Annotated in this window: 17 protein-coding genes; 15 read left to right on the top strand and 2 right to left on the bottom strand. The window is 28.7% G+C overall.

The window, feature by feature from the left end; all coding sequences use genetic code 11:
* Positions 1-23: 23 nt before the first annotated feature.
* The 11 genes from murD to QMG30_RS07800 all read left to right on the top strand — a co-directional run bounded on the left by murD (position 24) and on the right by QMG30_RS07800 (position 10,529).
* Entirely contained in the window at positions 24-1,379 is a 1,356-nt protein-coding gene (murD, locus tag QMG30_RS07850; protein ID WP_281814215.1) for a UDP-N-acetylmuramoyl-L-alanine--D-glutamate ligase, read from the top strand.
* A gap of 12 nt (positions 1,380-1,391) precedes the next feature.
* The gene (locus QMG30_RS07845; protein ID WP_281814212.1) at positions 1,392-2,543 is read left to right on the top strand and encodes an FtsW/RodA/SpoVE family cell cycle protein; all 1,152 of its coding nucleotides are present in this window, start codon (positions 1,392-1,394) and stop codon (positions 2,541-2,543) included.
* A 152-nt stretch (positions 2,544-2,695) separates the two neighbouring features.
* On the top strand, positions 2,696-3,952 hold the full coding sequence (gene murA, locus QMG30_RS07840; RefSeq protein WP_281814209.1) for a UDP-N-acetylglucosamine 1-carboxyvinyltransferase: 1,257 nt from the start codon (positions 2,696-2,698) through the stop codon (positions 3,950-3,952).
* Between the two features lie 12 nt (positions 3,953-3,964).
* Positions 3,965-4,720 (top strand): cell division protein FtsQ/DivIB, encoded by a 756-nt coding sequence (locus QMG30_RS07835; RefSeq protein WP_281814206.1) that lies wholly within the window; start codon positions 3,965-3,967, stop codon positions 4,718-4,720.
* Positions 4,721-4,910: 190 nt separating this feature from the next.
* A complete protein-coding gene (gene ftsZ / locus QMG30_RS07830) occupies positions 4,911-6,029 on the top strand; it encodes a cell division protein FtsZ (protein WP_281814203.1) in 1,119 nt (372 codons plus the stop codon).
* A 238-nt stretch (positions 6,030-6,267) separates the two neighbouring features.
* Positions 6,268-7,185 carry a sigma-E processing peptidase SpoIIGA gene (locus tag QMG30_RS07825; protein ID WP_281814201.1) on the top strand — a complete coding sequence of 306 codons (918 nt, stop codon included), beginning with the start codon at positions 6,268-6,270 and terminating at the stop codon, positions 7,183-7,185.
* 149 nt (positions 7,186-7,334) lie between these two features.
* Positions 7,335-8,036 carry an RNA polymerase sporulation sigma factor SigE gene (gene sigE / locus QMG30_RS07820; RefSeq protein ID WP_330680698.1) on the top strand — a complete coding sequence of 234 codons (702 nt, stop codon included), beginning with the start codon at positions 7,335-7,337 and terminating at the stop codon, positions 8,034-8,036.
* 98 nt (positions 8,037-8,134) lie between these two features.
* Positions 8,135-8,911, top strand: a complete 777-nt coding sequence (gene sigG, locus QMG30_RS07815; protein ID WP_281814195.1) for an RNA polymerase sporulation sigma factor SigG — start codon at positions 8,135-8,137, stop codon at positions 8,909-8,911.
* A gap of 53 nt (positions 8,912-8,964) precedes the next feature.
* Positions 8,965-9,228 carry a YlmC/YmxH family sporulation protein gene (locus QMG30_RS07810; RefSeq protein ID WP_281814192.1) on the top strand — a complete coding sequence of 88 codons (264 nt, stop codon included), beginning with the start codon at positions 8,965-8,967 and terminating at the stop codon, positions 9,226-9,228.
* A gap of 164 nt (positions 9,229-9,392) precedes the next feature.
* Positions 9,393-9,848: a transcriptional regulator NrdR gene (gene nrdR, locus QMG30_RS07805; RefSeq protein WP_281814190.1), complete on the top strand. Its 456-nt coding sequence runs from the start codon at positions 9,393-9,395 to the stop codon at positions 9,846-9,848.
* A 276-nt stretch (positions 9,849-10,124) separates the two neighbouring features.
* On the top strand, positions 10,125-10,529 hold the full coding sequence (locus QMG30_RS07800) for a DUF6241 domain-containing protein (protein WP_281814188.1): 405 nt from the start codon (positions 10,125-10,127) through the stop codon (positions 10,527-10,529).
* 21 nt (positions 10,530-10,550) lie between these two features.
* On the opposite strand, the gene QMG30_RS07795 is transcribed toward QMG30_RS07800, so the two are convergent.
* Positions 10,551-10,928 carry a helix-turn-helix domain-containing protein gene (locus QMG30_RS07795; protein ID WP_281814186.1) on the bottom strand — a complete coding sequence of 126 codons (378 nt, stop codon included), beginning with the start codon at positions 10,926-10,928 and terminating at the stop codon, positions 10,551-10,553.
* Between the two features lie 442 nt (positions 10,929-11,370).
* On the opposite strand from QMG30_RS07795, the gene QMG30_RS07790 reads away from it, so the two are divergent.
* From QMG30_RS07790 to QMG30_RS07775, 4 genes are all read left to right on the top strand, one after another.
* Positions 11,371-12,441: a YifB family Mg chelatase-like AAA ATPase gene (locus QMG30_RS07790; RefSeq protein ID WP_281814183.1), complete on the top strand. Its 1,071-nt coding sequence runs from the start codon at positions 11,371-11,373 to the stop codon at positions 12,439-12,441.
* A gap of 126 nt (positions 12,442-12,567) precedes the next feature.
* Positions 12,568-13,113 (top strand): hypothetical protein, encoded by a 546-nt coding sequence (locus QMG30_RS07785; RefSeq protein WP_281814180.1) that lies wholly within the window; start codon positions 12,568-12,570, stop codon positions 13,111-13,113.
* 54 nt (positions 13,114-13,167) lie between these two features.
* Positions 13,168-14,028 carry a hypothetical protein gene (locus QMG30_RS07780; RefSeq protein ID WP_281814177.1) on the top strand — a complete coding sequence of 287 codons (861 nt, stop codon included), beginning with the start codon at positions 13,168-13,170 and terminating at the stop codon, positions 14,026-14,028.
* Between the two features lie 12 nt (positions 14,029-14,040).
* Positions 14,041-15,363: a KAP family P-loop NTPase fold protein gene (locus QMG30_RS07775; protein WP_281814174.1), complete on the top strand. Its 1,323-nt coding sequence runs from the start codon at positions 14,041-14,043 to the stop codon at positions 15,361-15,363.
* Between the two features lie 42 nt (positions 15,364-15,405).
* On the opposite strand, the gene QMG30_RS07770 is transcribed toward QMG30_RS07775, so the two are convergent.
* Positions 15,406-16,962, bottom strand: coding sequence for a recombinase family protein (locus tag QMG30_RS07770; RefSeq protein ID WP_281814171.1), 1,557 nt, complete (start codon positions 16,960-16,962; stop codon positions 15,406-15,408).
* Between the last annotated feature and the right edge of the window lie 56 nt (positions 16,963-17,018).

Raw genomic sequence — 17,018 nt, 5'->3', positions numbered from 1 at the left:
TAGGATAAAGGAGTGCTATTAGAATGGAATTAAGAGATAAAAATATACTAGTCATAGGTATGGCATTGAGTGGTATAAGTGCAGCTAAACTATGCTTAGAAAAAAAAGCTAATGTCACAGTATATGATGGAAAAAGTAAAGAACAATTAATTGACAGTATAAAGTTATTGGATGATTTTAAACCCAAATTCATATTTGGAGATTTTGACTATACTATACTAAATGATACAGATTTGATAATCATAAGCCCTGGAGTACCTTTGGACTTACCTTTTGTAAAAAAAGCTTATGAACTTAATATACCTGTTTGGAGTGAAATAGAATTATCGTATAGATTTTGTGAATCTGACATTGTTGCTATAACTGGTACTAATGGTAAAACGACTACAACAACTCTTGTTGGACAGATTATGGAGTCATATTATGATAGTACTTATGTTGTGGGTAATATAGGCATACCTTTTTCACAAATAGTCTGCAGAACTAATGAAGATTCAAAGGTTATAGCTGAAATAAGCAGTTTCCAATTAGAGACAATACATGAATTTGCTCCAAGAGTAAGTGCAATATTGAATATTACACCTGACCATCTTAATAGACATAAGACATATGAAAACTATATTAATGCAAAACTTAGAATTACCGAGAACCAGACGAAAGATGATTTTTGTATTCTTAATTATGATAATGAAATTTGCAGAGATCTAGTTAATAAAATTACTTGTAATGTATATTTTTTCAGCAAAGAATCTTTTGAATATGAAAAAGGTGTATATATAAAAAATGGATTGTTATGTACTAACATCAATAATAAAGAAGAAAAGATTATTGATGTTACTGAATTAGGTGAACATAATGTTGAAAACATTATGGCTGCTGTAGCTATTACATTGTGTATGAATGTTCCTTTAAACGTAATTAAAGATGTTATAAAAAATTTCAAAGGAGTTGCACATAGAGTTGAATATGTAACTACAATAAAAGGAGTCAAATATTTTAATGACTCGAAGGCCACTAATGAGGATGCTGCTATAAATGGTATAAAATCCATGAAGAGTAATACAATCTTAATAGGTGGTGGAATGGATAAAGGTTCAAGTTATGACGATTGGATAAAAGCTTTTGATAATAAAGTAAGAGGTTTAATTTTATTTGGCGAAACAGCTCATAAGATTGAAAATGCTGCTAGGGAAAATGGTTTTAATGAAATTTATCAAGTGGATACACTTGAAGAAGCAGTATATAAAGCGTATTCTTTAGCGAAGTCAGGTGAAAATGTATTATTATCACCAGCATGTGCCAGTTGGGATATGTTTAAGAACTTTGAAGAGAGAGGAAATTTGTTTAAGCAGTGTGTATATGAGTTGGAAAGTCAATAGGGAGGGGTTAGGTTGCATGAAACAACAAACAATAGACATCGTAGAAGGCGATCATTCCTAAGAAAAAAAAAGAATCAAACAGATTTTACCCTAGTTGCAATAATAGTTATTCTTATTATTTTTGGAATTATTATGATATATAGTTCAAGCTATTATTACAGTATTAATATGTTCAATGATAGTTCTCATCTTCTTAAAAGACAATTGATGTGGGGAGTATTAGGAATAGTTGTAATGCTGGTTGTATCTAGAATCGATTTTCATATATTTAATAGATTTGCATTGTTGATGTACATATTATCAATAGGATTTTTGGTTTTAGTTTTGTTTGTAGGAATAGAAGTTAACGGTTCTAGGAGATGGTTGGGAGTTGGTCAATTAAGGTTTCAACCTTCTGAATTCGCGAAATTGACAATAATAATTGTAGTATCTTATGTGGCATCAAAGATGGTTAATCATCTGGATAAATATAGATTGATGTTTTTCATATTATTCTTAATAGCAATTCCTTCAGCTTTGGTTGGCCTAAAAAACATGAGTACAGCGATTGTTGTTTTCGCAGTAGGTACTGCTATCTTATTTGTTGCAGTTCCAAAAGTCTATAAATTATTGTTGATAACGGTTGTACCTGGTGTAGTTCTTGGTGGAATAGGAATAGCGTTTGCTGGTTATAGATTAGACAGGGTTAAGATATGGTTAGAAGGACCATGGAGTGACCCCCTTAATCTTGGTTATCAAACCATTCAATCATTATATGCCATAGGTACAGGTGGTTTGTTTGGTACAGGACTTGGTCAGAGCATGCAAAAGAGAGGATTCATACCTGAGGCTCATAACGATATAATATTTTCCATCGTATGTGAAGAATTGGGCTTAGTAGGAGCGATAGTGTTAATTATACTATTTGTGTTGCTTATATGGAGATGTATGGTAATAGCTAGTAATTGTTCAGACCTCAATAGTTTACTGATAGTAGTTGGAGTTATGGCACAGATAGGATTACAAGTTATTATTAACGTAGCCGTAGTTACTAATTCTATACCTGCAACTGGTATGACTTTACCATTTATTAGTTATGGAGGTTCATCGCTTTTATTTCTTATGATAGAAATGGGAATGGTATTGGGGATAGCCAGAAAATCAAAGATAAGTAAAGCGGGATAAATAATAAACTACAGTTTACAATAATTAACTATTTATTTATTAGTATTTTGTGTTATTGTATATATTTACGGATAAGTTATATAGTAACATAAAAGAAATAAATGAATACTATAAATTATATAGAATTGCTATTTGTGCGGAGGTCGCAGTACATGGGTAAATATATTATAGAAGGCGGATACAGTCTAAGTGGCGAAATAAAAGTGCAAGGGTCAAAGAATGCAGTTCTCCCATTACTTGCAGCTACTGTTTTAAATGAAGGAAAAACATATTTCCACAATTGTCCTAAGATACTAGATGTTTATAATATGCTTAATATACTAACTGCTATAGGGTGTGTAATCAAATGGGAGTCAGATGTTTTGATTATTGACTCTTCAGTTATTAAAACGCATGTGATACCAGAAAAATATGTTCAGATGATGAGATCTTCCATTATCCTATTAGGTTCTGTTCTTGGAAGATTAAAAAATGTGAAAATATCTTTTCCCGGTGGATGTTCAATTGGTACCAGACCAATTGATTTACACCTAAAAGCTTTAAAGCAGATGAATGTTGATATAAAAGATAGACATGGATTTATTGAATGTAGTACTAACGAAATAATAGGTAATAAAGTAAGTTTAGATTATCCTAGTGTCGGTGCTACAGAAAATATCATGTTAACAGCAGTACTATCTGAAGGAATCACAACTATTAATAATGCTGCTAAAGAACCTGAAATAGTTGAATTACAAGATTTTCTATGTAAAATGGGAGCTAAGATAGAAGGAGCTGGAACAGATACTATTGTTATAAAAGGCGTTAATAAGTTAAATTCAGTTGAATATAGGATAATGCCTGATAGAATAGTAGCGGGTACTTATATGTGTGCTGTAGCTGCTGCTGGAGGTGAAGTCCTATTTAAAGACGTATGTAAAGATCATTTGAATGCAACAATAACTAAAATAAATGAAATGGGATGTTCAGTAAAAGAGTATGAAGATAGTATATTAATAAAAGCACCTATAAGGTTAAAATCTATTGATTTGATAAGGACTCAGCCATATCCGGGTTTTCCTACAGATATGCAGGCTCAGCTAATGAGTTGCCTTGTATCAGCTGATGGAACAAGTATAATTGCTGAAACGATATTTGAATCAAGATACAAACATGTTACAGAGTTAGTAAAAATGGGTGCAGATATTATTATAGATGGAAGAATAGCAGTATTAAAGGGAGTTCCTAGATTAAATGGAGCAGAAGTTTTTGCAGAAGATTTAAGGGGTGGTGCAGCATTAGTACTAGCAGGTCTAGGCGCAGAAGGTAAAACTATTGTTAATAATGCTAGTCATATTTTGAGAGGATACGAAAATTTGGATAAAGATTTAAGCTTGTTGGGAGCCAAAATAAAATACTCTTCAGATTAAAAAGGTGATAATATGTCTAATGTTATTTCAATGGAAAAAGTTAGAAAGCGTAATAATAAATCTGGTAAATTTGTTTTATTGATAATTTGCTTAGTATTTATTGCAGTTATTTTTGCTTTTCAACTTATTAATGTAAATATCATTACTGTTATAGGAAATAAAATATATAGTGAAGAGATAATTAAAAATGTAGTAGGTATCCATGAAAAAACAAATTTATTTGTATATAAATTAGCTTCTAAAGACTTTGTTTTAGAAGAATATCCATATATTGAGAATATAGATATAAAGTACCACTCTTTCAACAATGTAGATATCGTTGTAACAGAAAAAAGTATAATATCATATATTCCATATATGGGTAAATATTTATGTTTGAGTAAAGATGGTACTGTAATTGATTATACTAATGATTTACAGAAAAATATACCTATTGTACATGGCTTATCTTTTGACCATTTTGTTATTGGGGACAAGCTATTTAATGATGAAACAGGAATTTTTAAAGCTATTTTGGAAACATCACTGAAAATGAAAAAATTTGATTTCAAAATAGACTATATTGACTTTAATTACAATGACCCAGAACAAATTGTAATAAAAATCGACAAAATATCTATATCAATCGGCAATATAATAAACATAAATAGGAAATTTGAACTATTAAAGGAATTGATTACCAAATTGCCAGAAGGCGCAGAAGGTACAATTGACTTGACTGACATAAATAAAAAAAATATTATATTTACTCCCTATAATAGTAAATAATAACTAGTTGACATAAGCGAAAACGTTTATAACTTTCATTTTTACTCAGATATGGAAAAAAATAATTAAAATTTTATAATTTGATATTGATTAATTCTATAAAAAAATATATTATTATGTGTAAGAGATTATGTCAATAAAATCACTTAATGCATATAGATTAAGAAAAGAGTTGTTAGGAGGAACTACTTTGCTTGAAATAAAGATGAATGAAAAGGCAAGTGTGGCAAAAATTGTTGTCATAGGAGTAGGCGGAGGTGGAAATAACGCCGTTAATAGAATGATAGAAGATAAGCTCAATGGTGTCGAGTTTATTGCAGTTAATACTGATGTACAAGCTTTACAGTGTTCAAAAGCTTCTGTTAAAATTCAAATTGGTGAAAAACTTACTAGAGGTTTAGGAGCTGGAGCTAATCCAGAGGTTGGATTAAAAGCTGCTGAAGAAAGCAAAGAAGAATTATCTGAAGCCATGAAAGGTGCAGATATGGTTTTTGTTACTGCTGGAATGGGTGGTGGTACAGGAACTGGTGCAGCACCTGTAATAACTAGTATCTCTAAAGAAATGGGAATTCTTACAGTTGGTGTTGTAACAAAACCTTTTGATTTTGAAGGCAGAGTCAGAATGAAGAATGCAGAAGCAGGAATAACTGCGTTAAAGAAATCAGTGGATACTTTGATAGTTATACCTAATCAAAAATTATTATCTATAATTGATAGAAGAACTACTGTCAGAGAGGCTTTTAAGAAAGCTGATGAAATATTACAGCAAGGTGTACAAGGTATTTCTGACTTGATATATACTCCAGGAATTATTAATCTTGACTTTGCTGATGTTGAAACCGTAATGTCAAATAAAGGTATTGCTCATATTGGTATCGGAAAAGCTAAAGGAGATAATAAATCTGAAGATGCAGCTCAAATGGCTATATCAAGTCCTTTACTTGAGACAACAATTGATGGAGCTAAGCACATATTAATAAATATCAGTGGTGATTCTAATATGTCTATGTTTGAGGCAAATGATGCAATACAATTAATTCAAGAAGCTACTGGTAATGATTCCAATATTATCTATGGACAAATTATAGATGATAATTTGGAAGATGAATTAGTTGTTACAGTTATTGCAACTGGTTTTGAAGCACCTATTGATTCTAGTATTAATAACAATAGTAGAATTGAGGCAAAAACTAATGAAATGGCAAGTGCCACTAAAGAACTAGACGAGAAAAATGATCAAACAGATATACATATTGATGAAAAACCAATAGATATTCCTCCTTTTTTACAAAGAAGAAGGAATAGATAAGAATAAGAATAAAGAGGTTATTTGTTAAAAGATAACCTCTTATTTTTATGTCCTTTTTTAAAAATGTTGAAAAAAATATTAAAAAAAATTGTATTCAATTGGTATTTTTGACAAATTATTCCAATTAACCATGCTATAATTAGCATAGCTCAAACAATTAATGAATAAAATATATTATAGTAATTTGTGTAGTAGAGAGATAATAGCTATTTAGCTGAAATTGTAAAGGAGGGGGGGCGTGTATTTAGAAGTCTATATTGACATAGTCTTTATAATTAACTTGATTATGGACTATATAATTTTATTTATAGTCAAGGTACTAACAAAGAGAAATACCAAGAAAATAAGATTGTTTTTAGGTGCTGTAGTTGGAGCACTTATGATGTGTATGATTGTAATACTTCCTTATGATAATTATTTTTTTAATGTTGTTGTGGGATACTTACTGACTAGTGTACTTTTGATATATATATCATTTAAACCAAAAATATTAAGTGAATTTATTAAATTAACTATTATTATGTATTTAAGCGCAATTATGCTTGGCGGAATAATGTTTGCACTATATTATTATTCATCTATTGGAGTTGCTGTAAGTAAAGTTATTAATGGTACATATAATATGGATTTGGGAGTAGGATTATTCGTAATTTTTGGAATAATTGCAATTATCATATTTAAGATCATTAGAAAAGTTATGGCTAATACGGTTATGACTAACAAAAATCTATATGGAGTAGAAATCAATATCAATGATTCGAAAATTATGGTAAATGGTTTGTTAGATACTGGTAATAATTTATATGATCCAATAACTAAAAATCCAGTTTTAATAGCTGAAACAGAATTATTAAAAAAATTAATTGAAAAAGATAGTTATGATAAATTAAGAGATATATCTTGTGATGTATATAATTTATCTAGCTTCGCTGAGTTCGGTGAAAAGAGTAATCTAAAGTTAAGGTTGATTCCATTTTCTTCATTAGGCAATGAAAATGGTATGTTGTTAGGAATTGTTGCAGATAATATATGTATTAATCTTGGGAATGAAACAAAAGATTATAGAGATGTGGTAGTTGCTGTATATGATAAAAAACTATCTAATGACAACAGTTACCAAGTCCTTATACATCCGAAATTAATTAGTGTACATTAGAATATATTTTTATGAATTAGCTAAAGTACAATATCATAACTAAAACGCTAAGGAAAATATCTTTTGTTAGGCATTACTAAGACAAGGGATATATAATAGGGGGAATAGAGTTGATATGTAAGAATAAAAATCTACTAAATGTTTTTAGTATAAAACTTATTCAGAGATTCAGGAAATTATTTTTGTGGGATAATGGAGAGATTCATTATATAGGTGGCAGTGAAATATTACCTGCTCCACTGGGAAATGAAGAAGAATCAAGAATTATTGCTATGCTTGGAAGTGAAAACGATTTTAAGGTTAAATCAATACTTATTGAGCATAATTTAAGGCTTGTAGTATATATAGCCAAGAAATTTGAAAATACTGGTATTGGTGTGGAAGATTTAATATCCATTGGAACCATTGGATTAATAAAATCAATCAATACTTTTAAACCTGATAAAAAGATAAAGTTGGCGACTTATGCTTCTAGGTGCATAGAAAATGAAATTTTGATGTATTTAAGAAGAAATAATAAGACTAAGTTAGAGATATCTATTGATGAACCACTTAACGTCGATTGGGATGGCAATGAATTGCTTTTATCAGATATATTAGGTACTGAGGAAGATGTTATTTATAGGAATATTGAAGAAGAAGTTGATAAAGAACTACTGAAAAAAGCTCTAAGCAAATTATCAAATAGAGAAAGGGTCATAGTGGAGCTAAGATTCGGGTTAAAAGCTGATGGAGAAGAGAAGACTCAGAAAGAGGTTGCTGATATGTTAGGTATATCACAATCGTACATATCAAGACTAGAAAAAAAAATTATAAAAAGGTTGCAAAAGGAAATTATTAGAATGCAATAAAAAAAGGTATAAATATATTGCCACTGGTAATCATTTTAATATAAAGAAAAACATGAAGTCGTTCTTGTTTATGACAAAATGATTACTGGAGGTAGAGTATGGCATTGAATAAAGTTGAAATATGTGGTGTTAATACATCAAAGTTACCCATTTTAAAAAACAAAGAGAAAGAGGTATTATTCAAAAAAATACTTGATGGGGATCTTGCTGCACGTGACGAATATATACACGGCAATCTAAGATTAGTGTTAAGTGTGATTCAAAGATTTAGTAATTCAGGTGAAATGGTAGATGACTTGTTTCAAGTAGGTTGTGTAGGACTTATAAAGGCGATAGATAATTTTGATATTACTCAAAATGTTAAATTTTCAACATATGCCGTACCAATGATAATTGGGGAGATAAGAAGATATCTAAGAGATAATAACAGTATTAGAGTAAGCAGATCCCTTAGGGATACAGCTTATAAAGCTTTACAAGCAAAAGAAAGACTACTAAGAGAAAATAACAAGGAACCAACTATTACTGAAATTTCCAAGGAACTAGATATGAGAAAAGAAGATGTCGTTTTTGCTCTTGATGCAATTCAAGATCCTGTATCTTTATTTGAACCTGTCTATAATGATGGGGGCGATTCTTTATATATTATGGATCAAGTAAGTGATAAAAAAAATAAGGAAGAGAGATGGGTTAGATCAATAGCTCTTGGAGAAGCTATGAAAAAACTTCCTAAAAGAGAATTTAATATACTAAAGCTTAGATTTTTTGAAGGTAAGACACAGATGGAAGTTGCTAGTGAAATAAGTATTTCTCAAGCACAGGTATCTAGATTAGAAAAATCAGCTATTAGACACATGAAAAGATATTTGAATTGATTATCACGATTAATTGAAAATCTAAGTAATGACAGCTTTTAGGGGGGAGTATATTGGTTAGGATATATGATATGAAGCAAAAGGAAGTTATAAATTCTAACGATGGAATAAGATTGGGATTTATAAGTGATATTGAGGTTGATTTACAAGATGGTAAGCTTACTAAATTAATTGTTCCCGGACCAGCTAAATTATTTGGAATGTTTGGAAGAGGTAAGGAATATCAGATACCATGGGATAGTATCAAAAAAATTGGAGAAGATATAATACTTGTAGAAATCAATGTAGAAAAATCTTTAGTTGAGTCAGATTACTAATCCAATTTCTCATTTGAATATTCTATACAGCCAAGTTAATTTAAAGGTGAGAAAGTTGAGTTGCTTTAAGTAAATAATTCACTTCATAGGTTGACCTTTTCCTACTTATAACTTATAATATGACTAAAATAGTGGCTATAAGCGGAAAGTAGGGAGAATAACTTATGAGATGTCCTTTTTGTAATGAGGATAATACTAAAGTAGTTGACTCAAGACCATCTGACGAAAACAATTTAATACGAAGAAGAAGACAATGTGAAGCGTGCGGAAAAAGATTTACTACTTATGAAAAGATTGAAACGATACCTTTAGTCATTATTAAAAAAGATAAGACAAGAGAACCATATAATAGAAATAAATTGATGAATGGAGTTGTTAGGTCTTGTCATAAACGTTCTGTATCAATGAGTCAAATTGAAGGGTTAGTAGATGAAATAGAAAACAGTTTATATAATTCTATGAAAAAAGAAATAAAGAGTAAAGATATCGGAGAAAAAGTTATGGAGAGACTTAAATCCATTGATGAAGTAGCTTATGTCAGATTTGCATCAATTTATCGTGAATTCAAAGATATCAATACTTTTATGGATGAACTCAAAAAAATATTAAATGATAAATAGGTTTCCCTAGTGGAAACCTTTTTTTGCCTCAAAGGAAAGTCCTACTTTTTTGCATATGAAATAGGAGCATTTTTATATGCGCTAAGGAAACTTTCCTAACGGATAAATACGCTTTGCAAAACGAGGCATAGCATCTTTTTTTCTATGGAATAATATAACATTGATGATTATGAGCATAATATAATAATCCTAATTAAGTTTGGAAAAACTAGTGTAATAAGGAAGTTATACTAATTAATGACAGTATAAACATTTTACTAGCTAGAGGTGATGGACTTGAAAAAGATTGGGATGTTTATATTAATAATTATTATTGTCATAATCACAAGCTGTACTAATAAAATCGAGAAGATAGATGATAATAAATATCAAGAACTTATAAAAAAGACAGAGCTTTCAAGAGTATATGTAAGAAGTCAAGAGAAAGTATGGGAAGAAATGCATATGATGGCTAACACCAAAATTATTGCAGATGAAATATGGGGAGAGCTAGAAATTACGGAAGAAAGAGTTGATTTTTTAATTATAGAGGTACTAGCATCTGATTATCCTGATAAAAAAATACTTCTCACAATATTATATAATTGGAAAAATGAAGATTTTTCTAATGCAGTAGATGAGCACAATTATTTATGGGGAAAATTAGGAGGTAATGTTGGTAAAGCTTATGAATTAAGATAAGAATATTCAATGTAACTAAATTTATTTTGAGGTGTATTCAGCTATATCCTTAGCATGTTTTATAGCTAACAAAACTAATTCTTTGGATTCATTATCCATAATATTACCATTGAATTTTACATTGTTTTTACATGATAGAATATTTTCCATTTCTTTAAAAATATTTTCAAGACAATTATTTTTGTTTACCTTTTTATCATTACAAGAAACATCTGTAAGATTAAGTAAATAATCAGTTGTACAATTGAAATATTTAGCACAATCCTCTATAAAACTTAGTTTTGGCTCTCTGCTACCATTTTCAATACGAGATAGAGTAGATTTATTAACATGTAAAATTTCACTTAGGGCTTCTAAAGATATTTTATTACTTTTTCTTAATTCTTTTAATCGAATCATTAATAAACTCCTTATCGATATAAATTAATAATAAACATTTATATGTATTATATCAATAAAAATAATAATAACAATTGTCTTTGCTAAAAAAGCAATTATGTTGACAATATATTTAATGATGTTATAATTTAAATTATATTATTGCCAAAACAGCAAATATTAATCATGTTTTATTGAAGGGACTATATGAAAAAGATGTAAATTTAATTATTTAATCAAAGGTTTTGTTGAAAATGTCTATATTTATTACTATAATTCTGATTAAAACTTTATATTTTTATTAATAATATAATTATTTTATGATATAATGGTATGGATTATTTAAATAACAAAAATTACTAATATGGTTAATGCTTTGATGAATTAAACATAATACATTATTAATTTGTTTAATATTTCATTTTATTGAATAACCAAATTTACATATGGTAAGGGGGACAACATGTTTAGTAGAGTTTATAGTGCAGCTTTAATGGGTATAGATGGATATATGGTTGGAGTGGAGGTAGATATATCAAGTGGATTCCCAAAACTTGATTTGGTAGGCTTACCTGATTCCGCAGTAAAAGAGTCAATTGAAAGAGTAAGGACATCTATCAATAATTCAGGTTACACATTTCCTTGCAAAAGAATAACGGTTAATTTAGCACCTGCTGATATTAGAAAAGAAGGACCTGCATTTGATTTACCAATTGCTGTTGGAATCTTAGCATGTATGGAGTTGATTGAAAGCGATTTGTTGGATAAAACCCTTATTATTGGGGAATTATCTTTAAATGGAGAAGTCCATAGGGTAAATGGCATATTGCCAATAGTCTATTGTGCTTATAAAAATGGATTTAAACGATGTATCATTCCAGCAGATAATGTTGATGAAGGTGCAGTTGTTGATGGTATAGATGTAATTGGAATAGAAAACCTAACTGAAGTTGTAAATTTATTAAATAACAAGTTAGCAATAGAACCAAAAAAGATTGATATTGAAAACCTTTTTAAGGAATCGTATGTGAATAAAGAAGATACTGCTGACTTTAGTGATATTAAGGGACAACAAAATGTCAGGAGGGCATTAGAAATAGCTGCTGCAGGAGCACATAATGTACTTATGATAGGTCCTCCTGGTTCAGGTAAAACTATGATGGCGAAAAGATTACCTACCATTTTGCCAGATCTTACTTTTGAAGAAAGTATAGAGATTACCAAAATATATAGTGTAGCAGGATTATTGAAAAAAGACCAAGCTTTGGTTACAAAGCGTCCTTTTAGGGCTCCGCATCATACTGTATCCAATTCAGCGTTAACAGGAGGGGGTAGAATTCCAAGACCAGGAGAAATAAGTTTAGCTCATAATGGAGTACTATTTTTGGATGAAATGCCTGAATTCAATAAAAATGTTTTGGAAGTAATGAGACAACCCTTAGAAGATGGTGAAGTTACTATTTCTAGGGTTAATGCAACAATTACATATCCTGCCAATTTTATGTTGGTCGCCTCACTTAATCCATGTGCGTGAGGATGGTAATATATCCATCAGTTAAAGTTGATAGAATCAATGATTCAATCATTGTGCTAACTAATAATAATACAAAAAATCCAGCTACATAAAGTTGGTAATTTTTACATAATCAAGGTGAGATCAATGAAAAAGAAAAAGAAAATACTATTCGTAGTTCTGTTTTTATCATTTTTAATTATTTTATATGGTTATATATATAATAATTATTCTAATAATGGTATTCTTAATAATGTCGAAAAAGGTAAGAAGTATGAAGTAAAACTAGTACAAGAAATACCTATTGAATTATTCATTAAACCTGAGTGGATTCCTCTTAAATCTGATGCAGAAATAAAAGAAGAAGTAATATTAGAATTATATGAGTCAACAATAGTATTAAATGTTACTAAAAGTAATAAATTATTTTTTGAGTTCAAAATTAAACAAGATATGAATTATAATGGAGGAGAGTTTGTTGATACTGCAATTTTACACGAAGATAACAATGCAACTGTCATATCTCCGGTACTCACACTTACTAATAAAAATAATAAGTTAATAGATGTAGGTTATGGTTTTGGTAATTCAGGTTTCGGATTTGGTATTGAGCCAGAAAATTATAAGGATATAGAAGAAGGGTTTTATGTAGATTACGAATATGTTTATCTTCATAGTTACGTTAAAAAATGAGCTTGTAAAATATTCTGTAAATTAATACACTACATAATCTAGGGAGAAAAATATATGAAAAAAGAATATTATAATGTTGAAGCAAAGATAAAAGATAGACATAGTTGGTTTAAAATAATAATTATTTCGTTGTTTGCAGTAATAATAACAATTAAAATATTTACTACTGATTTTACTATAAGCTTTAAAGATATAACTTATACTGATTTATTATCTACAATATTAGCTTTTTTTGCAATTGGATTATCAGTTGCTTTTTATTTTAAAGCTACTGAAACAAGTAATAATTTTTATGATAATACTTTTAAATTCACAAAAGAAATATCGGGTTTATTAAAATCAATAGAAAGTGGGTTCGGAGAAAAACTTAACCATTTAGATGAAGGATACAGTAAATTATCAACAAAATTTGATAGTCAATATTCAGTAAGTAGAGAAAATGCAAAAGAAGAAATAGCAAAAGAGGAAACAAAATTAACCAAAATGCAAGAGGATAGAAATAAATTGTTTGAAACATTAGTTAAGAGAGCCAATTTACAAAAAGAAGAAAGAAATAAATTTATCAGTGACCTAAGTAACAAAGATGAAGAAATTAAGTCATTGGAGAGACAATTAGATTTTTTAAAAGCTCAAGTAAATGGTAGTAATGGTTCTTCAATAACAATAAGCATGATAGAATATTCACATAATTTATTAAGGCATATTCCTATGTTAAAGGGAATGATTTTAGAATCACCTAAAGATATAATACAAAGATTTTTTAAAGATAACATTGATATGATGGAAGAAGAATACATAAGAGATTTAATGCATATTGGTTATTTAGATGATAATTTGAATTTAACTGAAGAAGGAATATCATTTTTAAGAAATATTGCTTTGGTAGAAATTAACTTAAAACATAAAAATAATTAGGTGGGAGAATTTATGAGTAAAAAATATACGTTTAAAGATGATGATATATTTAAAAGAAAGATATTAGGAGATCAATTGGCAAAGATAATACATAAATCTGAGGAATTAAGAGATGACTCATTTGTAATAGCTATAGATGGTTCTTGGGGAGTAGGGAAATCAATTTTTTTAGATCAGTTTAAGAACGAAATAGAAAATCCACATGAAGAACTATATAAATCATTAAATGCTAATGTTGTATACTATAATGCATGGGAAAACGATGATTTGGATGATGCATTTACTCCACTAGCATATCATATCTATAATACTTTTAAAATGCAACAAATAGAGGAAAATTTGAAAAAAGAAATATTAAATCAATTTAAAGATTTATCTAAGCAAATTGCGTCATCTGTATTAAAATCATATGTACAAAAAATTGGTATTGATGATAAAATATATAATAGAATCAAGCAAGTATTTAGTAAAGGAAAAAAAATTATCAGTGAAGCAACTGTTATACCTCCATCATTTGAAGATATAGAAAAACACAATATATTGAAAAAAAAACTGAAAGATGTGATACAGAATGCAATTAAAAGTAATAATAACAATAAATTGATAATAATAATTGATGAACTAGATAGATGCAGACCAACTTTTGCAATTGAAACATTAGAAATAATAAAACATTATTTTGGTATTAATAATGTAATATTTATACTAGGATTGGATTTTGAACAACTGAGCTACTCAATAGCTACAATATATGGACAGAAAATGGATGCTACAGGGTATTTAATAAGATTTGTAGATGTTATAATGAAAATTCCAACACCTGATAATATTAGAGATTATATTATACAAAAAACTTATTTGAATGATTATATAAATGAAATAGTGGATGTAGTTTCTTTCTATAATATGTCTATTAGAGATATAAATAAGTTTCTGATAAATATACAATTGTTTTATGAGTATAATGATAACAAGAAATTTTTAATAGAAGCATTTAAATCTTATATATATCTTATAGCTGTAAAATTGAAACATTCTATTGAATTTAAGCGATTACTAACTGATGATTTAACTGATGATTACAATAAATTAGTAAAAATATTTCCTGAGACAATATGGACTAGTACTTTTTGCGATTTGATTAGTGGTAGAAATAAAACAACTGTACAAATAATAGTAAATAATCCAACCGCGTATGAAGTTGAATTTCGTTATTTAATTGATCAAAATGATATTAGTGATAATAATACTAAAAATATACTACTTCCAATAGGGCAATACATATTTAATAAAATTGAAATGTGTGTATTAGACAATAATATACAAATTTTATGATATTTTAATAGAATTATAACAATAAATTATAATATATCTTTGTCAATTATTAAAAATTATATTGATTTTATAATTTAGATTTGTATTTACAGAGTAAATTGTAACTTTTTTAATTAGGGACCTGGCAATATATTTTTTTTGATTAGGTTCTAAAGTTTCAAGTTCATTAATAGAAGGCTTAAAAAAATTAAGTTGTTTAATAAATGCTTCATTTGAAGGAGTAACGTGTACTTTTTTTATTTCCTTTAACCTTAATTGAAGATGTAATTTTTCATCTTCAATTTTTTCTAGCTGTTTTTTAACATCATCAATATATATAATTTTTTTTCTATACAAATCTAATATAGATTCTTTCTCTAATTCTATATTTTTAATAGCCTCTTTTAATTGTATAATTTCCCTTTCTATGGAAGTTTTATCCTTAGAGGTATTATTCCTACCCTTGTCCAATTTGGACTCTAATTTAGACGGATTTTGGATGATTTCGACGCATTCATTCCAAACGTACTCTTCAATCTCATTAGCATCTACATTTTTAGAGTTACAGAACACATAATCTTTATCATTCTTATTTATTTTACCATAGCATTTATAATATGCTTTAAATTCTGGTGGTTTAGTGACATACTTTTTATAATAAGAAAATCCATAGTAGGGCTTACCACATAGCCCACAGAATAAAAGTCCTGTAAGGAGATAATCTCTGTTCTTCTTGTTCCTTTTAGAATAATTCCTATTAAGAACTAGTTGATCTTGTGCCTTATTCCATGTATCTTCATCAACAATAGCAGGAACTTCACGTTCAATGATGTCTCTATTCTTATTACTCTTCTTACCGTACTGATGAATCCCTTTGTAAGTAGTGCTGATAATCATATTTCTTATTCTACCTTGACGCCAAGTATTAGCAGTATATTGTTTGCGATTGTTTCTTAATACAGTTCTATTAGCCTTAGCATATCTTGTAGGTATATTTAATGAATTAAGGTGTTCAGCTATTCTAAGAGTACTATACTTATCATTCACATATAATGAATATATCATCTTAATAATATCAGCCTCACTAAATCCACATGACATTGTTTCATCATTAATAGCCAGATAACCATCTTTTACTATATACCCATATGGAACAATACCCCCTAGCCATTTACCCTCTTCAGCAGCTCTATTAGCACCAATCCACATACGTTCTAATATAGTTGAACGTTCCAAGTCAGAAACATTTGCTAGAGTATTAATCATGAATCTACCTGTTGCAGTAGAAGTGTCGAATGGTTCAGTCATACTGATAATTTTAATACCTAGTTTTTCAAGTCTATCTATAATATTAAGTGTTACTATAACTGATCTACCAAGACGGTCCAACTTATAAATAAGTACAGCAGAAAATAACCCTTTCTTAGCATCTTCAAATAACTTACTGCCTTCAGGTCTTTTATTAAAAGGTATAGTACCACTCACACCATTATCCTTATATATTTTATAGATATCATAACTATGTAAGTCACAATATTTCTTAGCAAAGTCTATCTGTGATTCAATAGTACCACGTTCAGCTTGGTCATCTGTAGATACTCTAGTATATACTGCAAACATAAAAAACACCTCCATCAATGATAGGTTATCATTAAATAACAGGTGTTTAAATAGCA

The organism is Vallitalea longa (assembly GCF_027923465.1).
GTDB classification, from domain to species: domain Bacteria; phylum Bacillota; class Clostridia; order Lachnospirales; family Vallitaleaceae; genus Vallitalea; species Vallitalea longa.
The sequence above is the reverse complement of the archived record's forward strand: the minus strand, read 5'-3'. Positions and strand labels throughout refer to the sequence as shown.